The organism is Desulfatitalea tepidiphila (assembly GCF_001293685.1).
GTDB classification, from domain to species: Bacteria; Desulfobacterota; Desulfobacteria; order Desulfobacterales; family Desulfosarcinaceae; genus Desulfatitalea; species Desulfatitalea tepidiphila.
Window position 1 is genome coordinate 122,895 of record NZ_BCAG01000004.1, and the last position, 14,255, is coordinate 137,149.

Sequence of the window (14,255 nt, forward strand, 5' to 3'; positions counted from 1 at the left end):
GACCGTTCTAAAGAAAAAGGTCGATTCAAAAAATAAGTTACAATAACCCACTAAAAAAATCGTTGCCTTTGTCGTCCACGAGAATGAAGGCCGGAAAGTCCTTGACCGTGATCTTGTAGATCGCCTCCATCCCCAGCTCGGGAAATTCGATCAGCTCCATATGGGTGATGCACTCTTTGCCCAAACGCGCCGCCGGCCCCCCGATGGACCCCAGGTAAAAGCCGCCGAACTTCTTGCAGGCATCGGTCACCACCTGGGAACGGTTGCCTTTGGCGAGCATCACCATGGAAGCGCCCTGCTCCTGGAAAATGGGCACATAGGGATCCATGCGACCGGCGGTGGTGGGGCCGAACGAGCCGGAGGCATAACCCGCCGGTGTCTTGGCCGGGCCGGCATAGTAGATGATATGATCCCTGAAATACTGGGGCAGGCCCCGGCCGCTGTCCAGGCGCTCCTTGAGCTTGGCATGGGCGATGTCGCGGGCCACGATCAGGGAACCGCTCAACAGCAGACGCGTGGCCACTGGATACTGGCTTAAAATGGCGCGAATCTGCGCCATGGGTTGATTCAAATCGAGATGCACGGCCTCCCCGCTCTCCTGGCCGGGTTCGGGCAAATATTTGGACGGGTCGGTTTCCAGCTGCTCCAGGAAGATGCCCTCGGCCGTGATCTTTGCCTTAATATTGCGGTCTGCACTGCAGCTCACCCCGATGCCAATGGGACAGGAGGCCCCGTGGCGCGGGAGACGGACCACCCGCACGTCCAGGCAAAAATATTTGCCGCCGAACTGGGCACCGATGCCCAGTTGCCGGGACCGTTCGAGCAGTTGCGCCTCGGTCTCCAGATCGCGGAAGGCGTGGCCGCCCTCGCTGCCCCGGGTCGGCAAATGGTCCAGGTATTTGGCCGAGGCGAGCTTGACGGTCTTCAGATTCATCTCGGCCGACGTGCCCCCGACCACCACGGCCAGGTGGTAGGGCGGGCAGGCGGCCGTGCCCAGACTTTTCATCTTGGCCACCAGGTAGTTGATCAAATTCTCAGGCGTCAACACCGCCTTGGTCTCCTGGTACAGATAGGTCTTGTTGGCCGATCCGCCCCCCTTGGCCAACATCAAAAATGAATAGGCGTCTCCATCCACCGCATACAGCTCGATCTGAGCCGGCATATTGCAGCCGGTATTCTTCTCCGCATACATGGTCAGCGGCGCATTTTGGGAGTAGCGCAGGTTGTTACGGGTATAGGCATGGTACACCCCCTCGGCGAGCGCTGCTTCGTCTCCGCCGCCGGTCCACACCCCCTGGCCCTTTTTGCCCATAATGATGGCCGTACCCGTGTCCTGGCACATGGGGAACTCCCCCTCCGAGCTGATCACCGCATTCTTCAGCATCTCCAGCGCCACGAAGCGGTCGTTGTCTGAACTCTCGGGATCTTTCATTATTTCGGCCAGTTGCTGCAAGTGGCCGGGACGATAGAAATGGGACACGTCCCTGAACGCCTGCTCGGCCAGCAGGGTCAATCCCTGGTCGGCCACCTTGAGAATGGCCTTACCTTCGAAGGTGCCTTGGGACACATGGTCGCCGGTCAGACGGCGATAAGGCGTGTCATCCTCTCCCATGGGGAACATGGCCTGATAAACGAAGGGGGTCATCATTTCATCTCCTTGTTCTGATTGGACAGCCTGGAACAACACATTGTGAGGTCGCCGGCCGATAATGAAAAGAAAAACCATTTAGTGACATTAACCGCGGGAAGTCAAGCCAATTGGTGACCGGCAAAACCGATGCGCTCAAGGGCAGTCCGAACGGCAGCTTTGCACGCGGTAAGCCTTGTCCCCGACGGTGATTTGGATGGCGCCGCAATGGTCGGTGCGCCATAGCCGGCAGCCGGCCTGGCGATACCGTTCGATCACTTGCGGGTGGGGAAAGTGAAAGGGATTGTGCCAGCCCGCAGAGGCGATGGCCTCGCGTGGCCCCACGGCCCGGAGAAAATCCTCGGAACTGGAGTTGCGGCTGCCATGGTGGGGCACCAGAAGGATGGTGCTGCCGAGTCTTTCGGCGCCATGCCGGGCCACCAGATCGGCCTCGGCCGCCTTTTCGATGTCGCCGGGAAACAAAAAAGAAATGCCGCCCCAGGCGATCCTCACCACCAGGGAATGGTTGTTCGAACCGCCGCTTCGGACGCCTGCCGAACGAGCGGCGAAATCCGCGGGCGGCCCAAGAATATCGAAACGTACCCCGGCGCGCACGCTCGATCTGGGCAGCCGTTCGAAGGCCGTGTGCGCCAACCGCCTCCGGGCGATGATCTCCTGCCACTGGCGATAGCCTTCGGTCGGTGCCGCCTCATGGTTGCTCCAGATCTCTTTGACATCGAAATGGCGCAGAATATAGAGCAATCCGTTGAGGTGATCGCTGTCCGGATGGCTCAAAACGATCAGATCCACTCGTTTGATCTTGTGATACCAGAGCAACGGTGCCACAATGCTGCGCCCCACGTCGAAGACAGATGAGTCACTGAAACCGCCGCCGTCCACCAGCACCGTGTACCCTCCCGGCAACTGGAGCAAGTTGGCGCTGCCTTGCCCCACATCCAGGGCCGTGACCACCATTCGCTCCGGATCGTAGCGGCGGTGATGCCAGTAAACCCCGTCGGCCACCGTTGCCATGAGGACCACGACCATCGCAACCCACCGAAAATGTACTCTTTTCCAAAAAAACAGCAGCGCAACAAACAGGTAAAAGAGCACGATCTCCACGACCGTGGGGGTAACCGAAACCCAGGCCACCCCCTCGAATCGGGAGATGTTCTCGACGAACCAGAGAATGGCCCGCACCCCCCAGGCGGCGATCTGCCAGGAAAACACCGCTGCAGTTGGACTCAGGGGTGCACACAAGACGCCCGCCAATGCCGCCGGCACCACCACCGTGCCCACCAGCGGAACGACGACCAGGTTGGACACGGGCCCCACCCACGACACCAGGTTGAAATAGCGCATGACCAATGGCAGGGTGCCGATGGTCGCCAGCATGGAAACCCATGCCAGACCGGCACTTCGCGCACCCCATCGCCGCCAAACAGGTTGATCCGTCCCGTGGGTCAGAAACGGCAAGGCCTTGACACCGAGTAAAATGGCCCAGACCGCAGCAAAAGAGAGTTGAAACGAAATGCTGAAAAGGGCCGGTGGGAAGGCGACGAGAATGACCAACGCCGCCACGGCGAACACATTGGGCCAGTTGTAAGGCCTTCCCACCCAGAAACCGCCCAGAAAAAAGGCCGTCATGATCACCGCCCGCTGGGTCGATGGCGAGAAGCCGGACAACAGGCCGTAAAACACGACCGGCAGCAGGCTCAAGGCGGCGGCTCCCCTGATGACACATCCGTTGCGCACCACAACGGGAATTCTCACCAGAAGCGCACGCAGGACATATAACGCCGAAGCAGCCACCATACCGATGTGCAATCCCGAGATGGCCAGGACGTGGCTCACCCCGGTACGGTTGAATGCGGTTCGAAGGTCGTCTGTGATTCCCTTCCGATCCCCCAGCGTCAGCGCCTGAATCACCGCCGCCACCGTCTCGGGATGACCCTGCAGCGCCGCCGCCATTGCTTCCCCTATCCCGGCCCGGAACCGATCGATCCGCGCGGCCCAGCGCTTTGGATCGGAAGCGATTCTCTGGAGACTCTCCCCCTGGGCATAGAGCCGGCAGTGAATGCCGCGCAAGGCCATGTAGCGCTTGTAGTCGAATCCACCGGGATTGCAGAAGTTGTGGATGTCTCGCAGATGGCCGCTGAGCGCCACCATGTCGCCGCGCCACAGTTCCGGAAACGGCGCCCGGACCGTGACCTGGATACGGCCCTTGCCCCTCAACGTCCGCTCTCCCTGCCGCAACTCCCGGGCCGCCAATACGAAACGGAGCCGGTCCCCACTGACCTGGGGTGGGTCGACGATGCGGCCGATCACGCGCCACTTGCCCTGATCCACGCGATGTCGCACGTGGCCGGCCGGAAGTTCCCGCCCCAGCCAGGGCTGGATGGAGAGATACCCCGCAACGGCGCAAAACAGCAGCGGCACCAACACCTGGGGCCGCCGCCAGACACACCACGCGATCGCCGCCGCCAGACCGATGAGTGCAGACACTGCCCACCACAGCCATCCCGGGGCAACGATGCCCGCGAGGATGCCGACGATCACCGCTGCCGTTATGGGCATTAACGGACGCAAAAAAGGGATGTGCCCGTGATCGTGGGGAGGGCACGAAACCGACGCCTTCACTATTTGCTGCTCACTTTACACTTTTCCTCGTTCAACAGGGCGGATGGCTTCAAGGATTGAAGCGACGCCAATCGATGGGAAACGATTTTTGAAGGTAGCGGCGGGATCATAAAGAAAACATAGGGGCCTGTCAACGCCGCTACCCCAGCCACACCATCCATCTTGACCTGTCAGGGCTTTTCTGGCAGCATCCGGCTCGAATTGAAATTAAATAGTGCCCGTACACAAATAGGCAAATTGGGTCGAGATCAAGGCGCGCGGGAAATTTAACCGCAGGCATATGGTCGATATCCCGAGGATTAAATTTTTCGCGCAACACCGATATCGGGCCAATTGGACATTTGTGGATGGGCACTAAATCAAACCCGGGAACAAGCCGACACACAATGAAAGTGATCCAAATCAAACTCAGCCGTATGGAGACCTTTTGCTATCTGGTTGGAGATGAAACCAGTGGCAACGCCGCACTCATCGATCCCGCCTTCGACGTGCCTAAACTCCTGGAAAAGTCCCGCACGGCAGGATATCGCATCACCCAGGTCATCAACACCCATCACCACGCGGACCATTCGGCCGGCAACGCAGAGGTGATCCGGGCCACCGGAGCGCAATTGAGCATCCACGAGCAGGACGCGGCGGCCCTGACCAAAATCGCCGGCAAAGCCTTTGCGCGGATGCTGGGCGGCAAAGGATCACCGCCGGCCAATCGACGTCTCAGGGATGGGGACGATATCGTCGTCGGCATGACCCGCTTAAGGGTGCTGCACACCCCCGGCCACACGCCGGGGAGCATCTGCCTCTATGCTCCCGGCCACCTCTTTACCGGCGACACCCTTTTTGTGGGCGGCGTGGGCCGTACCGACCTGCCCGGCGGCGACTCAAGGCAACTCCTCACCTCCATTCGCAGCAGGATCTACACGCTGCCGGAAAGCACCATCGTCTGGCCGGGTCACGATTATGGAGATCGTCCCTCGTCCACCGTCTACCTGGAGAAACACCACAACCCGTTTACCCAGTGATCCAGTCGGCAAGCGCACCAACCGGCCACCAACCAAGATAACTCGCCTTCTGACGATTTAACTGTTGAAGATGCATCGCGGGAACAGTATGGTGAAACCCGATTTCATGACTGGCGCCGGTAGGGGGTGGGCGCTGAATTCAGGCTGGATGGCAATCACAGGTTTCAAATTCACTCCCCTCTTGGATCGTCAGCACGCAACAGGTGAACCCGCATGCCCCTCTTTCACTCCTTTCACATCCCCGTCATGGGGACCGGATTCAGTATCGATACCCCCCTGCGGGTGGCCCGCTACGGTATCTCCTCGGTGATTTCCCTGGTGGACGATGTCCTGATCGAACAGGTTCGCAAATTTCACTGCCAGAAAAACGGTCAAACCTATACGCCCATCGAGAACGGACCAGATGCCCGCGCCAAACGCATTACCGCTTATCTGAATTACATCGATCGAACAGTGAAACAGCAGGTCGCATCGCTCCAGAACGAACCGTTTGGGCAAGGCGGCACCATCGATCGCTATTTCGAATGGTTGCCCCCATGCCGGTTAAAAACAGAATTCGAACAGATGCGGGGGACGTTGGATCCCTCGAAAAAATGCGCATTGCAGGAACGACTCCGCAGACAGATCGTCGCCGGGAGCGCCGACGTCAACATCATGACCAAGCTGGATGCCGATCAATATGCAAACGGCGAGAAACTGCCTTCCAAATATGCCCTCGCCATGTCGGCCCTGCGCGGATTTGCCCAGAGCGATCTGGGTTCGGCCATCGTCTTTTCGGCCGGCATCAACCAGCGTCTGTACAGCTATACCGCCCAATTCGATGACTTTTTCCCGGACCGACAGGGCCGTTTCAAAAAGAAAATTATTCTGAAGGTGAGCGATTACCGCTCCGCGTTGATCCAAGGCAAATTCCTGGCCAAACGGGGTCTGTGGGTATCGGAATTCCGAATCGAATCGGGCCTGAACTGCGGCGGTCATGCATTCGGCGCCGACTGCAGCCTGATGGGCCCGGTTCTCGAGGAGTTCAAGCAGAACCGGGAATCGTTGCAATCGAGTCTGCAAGAGATCTACATCCACGCGCTGGCTGAGATGGGCCGGCCGGCTGCACCCGTGCCGTCGCGAATCCGCATAACAGCACAGGGCGGCATCGGCACCGCCGGTGAAGACCATTTTTTATTGCGCTACTACCAACTCGATGGGACCGGCTGGGGTACCCCGTTCATGCTGGTACCGGAAGTGACTAACGTGGATCGTGCCAGTCTCGACAAGCTTTGCCATGCGAAAAGGGATGACGTCTACCTGAGCAACAGCTCTCCGCTGGGGGTGCGGTTCTGGAATCTGCGCACGTCGGCCAGCGAGGAGATGCGCCGCAAACGCATCGAAAGAGACAAGCCCGGCAGTCCCTGCCCCAAGGGGTTGTGCCTGCTCAATAAGGAATTTGGGGATAAACCCTTGTGCGTGGCTTCCCGAGCGTATACCAAAAAGCGGCTCGATCAGCTTTCGAAGCAAGAGTTGACCGACACCCAGGCCAAGATCCAGCGGGAGCGAGTCCTCGAAAAGTCGTGCCTCTGTCATGACCTGGCCGGTGCCGTCAGCCTCAAACACCAGACCGATCCGACGGCCACCCCCGCGATCTGCTGCGGACCGAACATCCGGAACTTCAACCGCACCTTTTCACTGGAGGAGATGATCGATCATATTTACGGGCGGCTTTCGATCATCTTCAACCACGAGCGACCCCACATGTTCATCGAAGAGATGCGTCTGAATCTGGATTACCTGAAGGAAGAGATCGCCCTGTTCACCCAGCGGGTTTCCAATCGCCAACACGGCTTCTTCGAAACCTTCAAAAAGAAACTTCTCAACGGGATTGACTACTACCGGACGTTGACCCAGCAGTTTATCGAAGAACAGCGGGAACGTTTTCTCGACGACCTGAAAAACCTGCAGGATGAAATCGAGTGCGTCTGCCTGCCCGAGGCCCGCTGAAACACTTCGGAAGTGTTGCCTTTTTCAGGTCTGTTGAGTGGTGGGTGGTTTATCCCAGCGCATGAACGAAGAGCTGTGTGTCACGCCGTTCGAAACCCATCTTCCGATACAACGCATGGGCCGCAAGCCGGCTGGGATTGGATGTCAAATCCAAGGCCCGGGCACAGTTGGAGCGGGCCGTTTCAAGGCCGTGGGCGACGAGCTGCCGCCCCAGCCCTTTGCCCCTCTCGGCCCTATCCACGACCATATCCTCGAGCCTCGCGCGCAGGCCCGTGGGGAGTTGGTAAAAGACCAGCGTCATGGTCGCGACATATCTCCCCTCGTCCATGGCCATGAAAAGGCGGGTGCACGGGGATGCGGTGATGCGGCGCAACTGCCCTTCCGTGATCGGCTTGGCGGCATCCGACAGCTGGGGCAGCAAACGGTTCAGGGCGTCCAACACCTGCCCGGAAAACGCCTTGATCTCTATGATCTCCACCGATGCCCTCCCTACTCCACCGCGACAGTGGTCACGTTGCGAAAACCGCGCGGCAGTCTCTTTCCGCGTTTGCCGCGGGCACCGATAAAGTCCTGAAGATTGCCGCCGCTCAAAGCGAAGAAGCGCTTGCCGGCATGGATGACCAGTTTGTTCTCGCTGCCCAGAAGCGTGCAGCATAGCAGCCGGTCGGTCCCTTCCTTGATCTCCTTGGGCGCGATGTGGATCATCTTGTTGCCCTTCCCCCGGGGCAGCTCGGGCAGTTCGCTCATGGGGAAAATCAGCAGGCGCCCCTGCAGGGTGACCGCCGCGATGAAGCGCTCGGCCCCGTCGTCCGGCTCAGCCCCATCGTCTCGGATGATCAGGGGCGGCAGGGGAAACGCGCCGGCCGGCAGACTGAGAAAGGCCTTGCCCTTGAGATTGCGCGTGTACATGTTTTCCAGAACTGTGACGAAGCCGTACCCGGCGTCGCTGAACGCCAGGATTCGCTGTTCGGGTTCTCCCATGAGCACGGCCATGAAGTGCGAGTTGGGCGGGTTCTTGAAAAGCCCGGTCAATGGAATGCCGTAACTCCGCGCCGATGGAAAACCAGAAACTTCACTGGCGTAGCTTCGGCCGGTGGAGTCGAGAAAGACCGCCTGTTGATTGCTGCGGCCCTGGGCTGCGGCCAGGAAATCGTCTCCGGCCTTGTAGATCAACTCCTCGGCGGCCACGTCATGCGCCTTGGCCATGCGCACCCAGCCCTGCCGCGACAAGATCACCGTCACCGGCTCCACCGGCGCCAGCTGCACCTGGGAAATCGCCCTGGCCTCCCGGCGCTGGGTGATGGCGGTGCGGCGCGGATCGCCATATTGCCGGGCATCGGCCAGCAACTCCTTTTTGATCAAGTTCTTCAGACGGGTGTTGGAACTCAAAAGCCCCTGGATCTGCTTCTCTTCGGCCAGCAGTTCGGCCTGCTCGGCCTTGATCTTCTGTTCTTCCAGCTTGGCCAGTTGCCTCAATCTCAATTGCAGGATGGCTTCGGCCTGACGCTCGCTGAGGTTGAACCGTGCGATCAGGGCCGGCTTGGGTTCGTCACTGGTCCGGATGATGCGGATCACTTCGTCGAGATTCAAATAGGCGATGAGCAAGCCGGCGAGCACATGCAACCGGTCCTGGACCCGTTCGAGGCGGTGGGCGAGTCTCCGGCGAACCGTCTCCTGGCGGTAGGCAATCCATTCGGTGAGGATCTCCAGCAACCCTTTGACCGCGGGCCGCCGGTCCAATCCGATGAGGTTCAGGTTCACCTTGTAAGTGCGTTCCAGGTCGGTCACGGCAAACAGGTGGAGCATCAATTCGTCCTGGTCCACCCGGTTGGAGCGCGGCGTGATCACCAGGCGAACCGGATCGTCGCCGTCCGATTCGTCACGAATATCCGCCACCAGGGGGAGCTTCTTGGCGTTCATCAAGCCCGCGATCTGCTCGATGATTTTGGTGGGCGAAGCCTGGTAGGGCAATGCGTTGACGACGATGTCGCCGTTTTCGCTCTGCCAGGTGGCGCGCATGCGCATGGATCCCCGGCCGGTGCGGTAGGCGTTGAGGATGTCGGACCGCGGGCTGATGATCTCCGCGCCGGTGGGATAGTCGGGCCCTTGAATATGTTCGCAAATATCTTCCAGAGAAGCATTCGGCCGGTCGAGCAGGGTCACGCAGGCCCGAACCACCTCGTTCAGATTGTGGCACGGGATGTCGGTGGCCATGCCCACGGCGATGCCGCTGGATCCGTTGAGAAGCACATTGGGCAGCCGGGCGGGCAGGGTCATCGGTTCGCTGAGCGTGCCGTCGAAATTGGGCCCCCATTGCACCGTGCCCATCTCGACCTCGGAGAGCAGGGTGTCGGCGTAGCCCGACAGCCGCGCCTCGGTGTAGCGCATGGCAGCAAAAGATTTGGGATCGTCGACCGAGCCCCAGTTCCCCTGCCCTTCGACCAGGGGATAGCGATAGGAGAATGGCTGGGCCATGAGCACCATGGCTTCGTAACAGGCCGTGTCCCCGTGGGGATGGAACTTGCCCAGCACGTCGCCCACCGTGCGCGCCGACTTCTTGAATTTAGCGCTCGCCTTGAGGCCCAGTTCGGACATGGCGTAAAGAATGCGCCTGTGGACCGGCTTGAGTCCGTCGCCGATGAACGGCAGGGCGCGGTCCATGATCACGTACATGGCATAGTTCAGGTAAGCATTTTCGGCAAACAGGTGAATCGGCGTGGATTCGACATGTGCCTCTTTCGCCGGCGTTCCCATACAGGCAATCTCCCCTATCTTTTACTTCCGGACAGCGTCCCTAAAACGTCTCCGCGCTGCTCCCCCTGCGTTCCAGCCACGCCTTGCGCTGGTCGGCCGCCTTCTTGGTCAGCAGCATGTCCATCAACGAATCGATCTGCCCGGGGTCGTCTTCCCGAAATTCCAGACGCATCAGGCGGCGGGTATCCGGTGCCATGGTGGTCTCCTTGAGCTGCACCGGATTCATCTCGCCGAGGCCCTTGAAACGCTGGATGTTGGCCTTGGCATTGAGTTTAGGGGCGTGCTTGAGAATGTCCTCTTTCTCCTGATCGTCCAGGGCGTAGAACACCTCTTTGCCGATATCGATGCGGTAGAGCGGCGGCAGGGCCACGTAGATATGGCCGTGGTCCACCAGGGCCCGGAAATGCTTGAGGAACAGCGCGCACAACAAGGTGGCGATGTGCAAGCCGTCCGAGTCGGCATCGGCCAGGATGCAGATCTTGTGATAACGCAGGCCGCTGAGGTCGCTGTTGCCCGGGTCCACGCCCACCGCCACGGCGATGTCGTGGATCTCGGCCGAAGAAAGCACCGAATCCGAGCTGTCTTCCCAGGTGTTTTTGATTTTACCACGCAACGGCATCACGGCCTGGAATTGCCGATCGCGCGCCTGTTTGGCCGATCCGCCGGCCGAATCGCCCTCGACAAGAAAGAGCTCGCCTTCGGTCGGGTCTTCGCTCACGCAGTCGGTCAGCTTGCCGGGCAAGGTCGGACCGGCGCCGACCTTCTTGCGCGCCACGGCCTTGCTCGCCTTGAGCCGTTTACGCGCGCTTTCGATGGCCAGCTCCGACAGCTGTTCGCCGATCTCCACGTGCTGGTTGAGATAAATGCTGAAGGCGTCTTTGACCACCCCGGAAACAAAGGTGGTGCACTGCCGCGAACCGAGCCGCTCCTTGGTTTGGCCCGAAAATAGCGGATCGGACATCTTCAAAGACAGCACATAGGCGCAGTTGTCCCAGATGTCTTCCGGACCCAGCTTCACCCCACGGGGCAGCAGTTTGTGGATGTCGCAAAACTCCCTCAAGGCCGCCAGCAGCCCGGCTCTGAAGCCGTTGACGTGGGTGCCGCCTTGCACGGTGGGAATCAAATTGCAGTAGCTTTCGGCCACGACCTGCCCCGGCGCTTCGAGCCAGGCCACGGCCCAGGCCAACTGCTCCTCACGGCCTTCGAACGTGCCGGTGAACGGCGGGTCCGGTATGGTCGTCTGCCCCTCGAGGCACTGACGCAAATACTCTTCCAGGCCGGTCTCGTAGTGCCAGGTCTCCAGTTCGCCCGTCTTGCGATCCTCGAAGCTCACGAAAAGCCCGGGACAAAGCACGGCCTTGGCCCTGAGCATGTGCTTCAAACGGGAAACCGAAAAGCGATCGTTATCGAAGTATTTTGGATCGGGCCAGAAGCGCACCGTGGTACCCGTACGGCTCCGCGCCGTCTTGCCCACCACGGTCAGACGCTCGACCACCTCGCCGCCTTCGAACGCCATGGCATGCTGCTGGCCGTCGCGCATCACCTCGACCTCCAGGCGCCTGGAGAGCGCATTGACCACCGACACCCCCACACCGTGCAAGCCACCCGAGAAGCGGTAATCCTTGCTGGTGAATTTGGCGCCGGCATGCAGCCGGGTCATGATCACCTCGACGCCCGACACTCCTTCGGTGGGATGGGTGTCCACGGGCATGCCGCGGCCGTTGTCGCCCACCTGCAGGGAACCATCTTCGTGCAGCACGACCTCGATGCGGTCGGCAAAACCGGCGATGGCCTCGTCGGAGGCATTGTCGACCACCTCCTGGGCCAGATGGTTGGGTCGCTGGGTGTCGGTGTACATACCCGGCCGTCGTCTTACCGGGTCCAGGCCTTCCAACACTTCCACCGACGCCGCCGTGTAGCTGCCGTCGCTCTTGTTCCTGCCGTTGAATATACTACCGTTCTTCATTGCTTTGTTTTCTACCGTTCAATTCCTTAGATCTTCACTTCAAAACTTCTGAGGCGGGCACGATTGTCCTGATCCTTCACTTTAAACTTTACACTTTTCACTTTAAACTTCTTTCTACTTCAACCCGATCTCCCAATTCCAGTTTCCCGGCCGCTTTTTAATGGTAACCCCCTTGGGCACCGGTTCTTCCAGATGCACGAAGAGTCGATAGCCCGCCTTGGTCAGCGTGTTCTGCTCGGCCCTGAGGTTGAGCGGCCAATTGGGATAGATCCAGTAGAGACTGCCATGACGTTCGGCCCAACCCTGCTCGCCGTGGGGGCTGACGAAAGGCTGACCGAGTTTGAGTTCGCCGGCCAGCACCCGGGAAACGCAAAACGGCCATTGACCGGAGACGACCACCCCCAGGGGCAGGACGCTCTTCTCGGCCAGCTGCAACATGTCATCCCGGCCCAGTTCCGGACTGACGATCACGCCCTGGCCGCCCAGCAGCTTGAAAGCACGCACGGCCACCGGGTTGGCGATGTTGCAAAAGGGCCCGGCCCAGAGGCTGAGCCGTTCGGGCCGGCTGAAAAGCGATATCTGCCAGGGTGCATTGAGCACGAATCGGCGGGCACCCTTGCCCAGCAACTGGGCCAGCCGTTGCTGCCATTGGGTCTCTTCCTCGGGCCAGATGACCGGAGGCAACCACCACCAGGCATGGGCCGCCTGGGTGGCCGGGACCCGATCCAGGGTTTGGTCCGACATCCACAATGCCAGGCTGGTCTGGCGGATGCGCTGTCCCGGATAGCGCAATACATGCATCAGGCGGGTGTGGGGTTGCCGGGGGCTGGCCGGCGGCAAGCGCAGATGGAAGGTTTCCCGCTCTTCGGAGGGCACCCGCACCGGATCGATCAACTTTTCCATCTTCTTGATCGCTTCGGCCAGAAAAGACTCCCGGCGGTCGATTAAAAAAACGGAGGCTGCCTTGGAAGGCGCCCTACCTCGCGCAGCCTTCAAATAAAATTTGCCTCCCTTGGGTACGCTCCTGGACAGATCGAAGGTCTGGTGACCCGGATCGTCCTCGTATCCCACGCGCAGCTTGTCCCCTTCGAGCAGATCGATGCGCGGCGAGATGTAGGGCTTGTCCTGTCCGCCGTGCACCGTACCGACCAGCATCCCGGAGCCTGAGTCGGTTCGGATGTCGATGGGGTTCTGAGGCCGCTGGGGCAAAAAGTTGTAATGCGTGCCGCGGCGACCCAGGGCCTGTTCGAGCAGTTCCAAGGCCGTCTTTTTAGCCTGGGCATCATGGCCTTCGTCGCGCAACATCTTGTAGGCCGTCACTGTATAATAGACGTAATGGGGCCCCTTTTTGCGCCCCTCGATCTTCCAGGCGCGCAGCTGGGGGATCTCGGCCAGCACCTTCACCAGTACGTCGAGGCTGAAATCCTGGCATGCGAAAAACCGCTGGCTGGAACGGTTCTGGGTGTAGATGCGCCGGCAGGGCTGCACGCAGCGGCCCCGCAGGCCGCTCTTGCCACCCAAAAAACTGCTCCAGTAACATCGGCCGGAGACCCCGTAACACAAGGCGCCGTGCACGAAGATCTCCAGGCCCAAATCCGGCGGGCAAGCGGCAGCCATCTGCTTGACCTCCTCGATATTGAGCTCCCGGGGCAACACGACCCGCTGAATCCCCATGGTCTTGGCCATGCGCGCCAGCATTGCCGGCATCGTCACATTGGCCAGGGTGGAAAGATGGATCTCGCCATCGTAGCCCACGTGGCGAGCCAGGGCGGGCAGCGCCAGGTCCTGGACGATCAAGGCATCGGGCCGGGCATACCGGTTGACCCAATCGAGCTGCCGCCCCAGGGGCAGCAATTCGTCTGGCTTGATCAAGGTGTTGACGGTCAGATAGACCTTTACACTTTGCCGGTGGGCCAGATCCACCAGTCCTGCAAATTCGGCCGGTTGGAAGTTTTTCGCCGCCATGCGGGCGGAAAACGATTTAAGGCCGCAATAAACCGCGTCGGCCCCGGCTGCCAGGGCGGCCAGAAAACTGTCCCGGTTGCCGGCCGGCGCCAATATCTCGGGCTTTGGGCCTTTAAAACTGCCGGGTTTGCGTCTTACGATCTGATTCATGTCATCCTTTCGCGCCATGGAGGTCCCGGCGCCGATAGTCGGCTTGGCTCATATCAGGAAAGCGCCTGGAACACCAGATATAGTAGCCCATAAAAAATCCATTCACAACATTGGCGCTCGATGCGTTTGCTCGCCCCGAACCGAT

The 14,255-nt window shown here is 60.1% G+C and carries 8 protein-coding genes; 2 read left to right on the plus strand and 6 right to left on the minus strand.

The window, feature by feature from the left end; genetic code table 11:
* Window positions 1-37 precede the first annotated feature (37 nt).
* Window positions 38-1,645, minus strand: coding sequence for a fumarate hydratase (locus DFT_RS17690; RefSeq protein ID WP_054032634.1), 1,608 nt, complete (start codon window positions 1,643-1,645; stop codon window positions 38-40).
* Window positions 1,646-1,783: 138 nt separating this feature from the next.
* A complete protein-coding gene (locus tag DFT_RS17695; RefSeq protein ID WP_054032597.1) occupies window positions 1,784-4,204 on the minus strand; it encodes a DNA internalization-related competence protein ComEC/Rec2 in 2,421 nt (806 codons plus the stop codon).
* A gap of 449 nt (window positions 4,205-4,653) precedes the next feature.
* On the opposite strand from DFT_RS17695, the gene DFT_RS17700 reads away from it, so the two are divergent.
* Both DFT_RS17700 and DFT_RS17705 read left to right on the plus strand, forming a co-directional pair.
* Window positions 4,654-5,286 carry an MBL fold metallo-hydrolase gene (locus DFT_RS17700; protein ID WP_054032598.1) on the plus strand — a complete coding sequence of 211 codons (633 nt, stop codon included), beginning with the start codon at window positions 4,654-4,656 and terminating at the stop codon, window positions 5,284-5,286.
* 213 nt (window positions 5,287-5,499) lie between these two features.
* On the plus strand, window positions 5,500-7,275 hold the full coding sequence (locus DFT_RS17705; RefSeq protein ID WP_054032599.1) for a hypothetical protein: 1,776 nt from the start codon (window positions 5,500-5,502) through the stop codon (window positions 7,273-7,275).
* Window positions 7,276-7,324: 49 nt separating this feature from the next.
* Here the strand turns inward: DFT_RS17705 and DFT_RS17710 are convergent, their stop codons facing one another.
* The 4 genes from DFT_RS17710 to DFT_RS17725 form a co-directional block, all read right to left on the minus strand.
* Window positions 7,325-7,753: a GNAT family N-acetyltransferase gene (locus DFT_RS17710; protein WP_054032600.1), complete on the minus strand. Its 429-nt coding sequence runs from the start codon at window positions 7,751-7,753 to the stop codon at window positions 7,325-7,327.
* Window positions 7,754-7,764: 11 nt separating this feature from the next.
* Window positions 7,765-10,029, minus strand: coding sequence for a DNA topoisomerase IV subunit A (gene parC / locus DFT_RS17715; RefSeq protein WP_054032601.1), 2,265 nt, complete (start codon window positions 10,027-10,029; stop codon window positions 7,765-7,767).
* 40 nt (window positions 10,030-10,069) lie between these two features.
* Complete coding sequence (parE, locus tag DFT_RS17720; RefSeq protein ID WP_054032602.1) at window positions 10,070-11,995, minus strand: DNA topoisomerase IV subunit B; 1,926 nt, start codon at window positions 11,993-11,995, stop codon at window positions 10,070-10,072.
* Between the two features lie 114 nt (window positions 11,996-12,109).
* Complete coding sequence (locus DFT_RS17725; RefSeq protein WP_054032603.1) at window positions 12,110-14,110, minus strand: peptidase U32 family protein; 2,001 nt, start codon at window positions 14,108-14,110, stop codon at window positions 12,110-12,112.
* Window positions 14,111-14,255 lie beyond the last annotated feature (145 nt).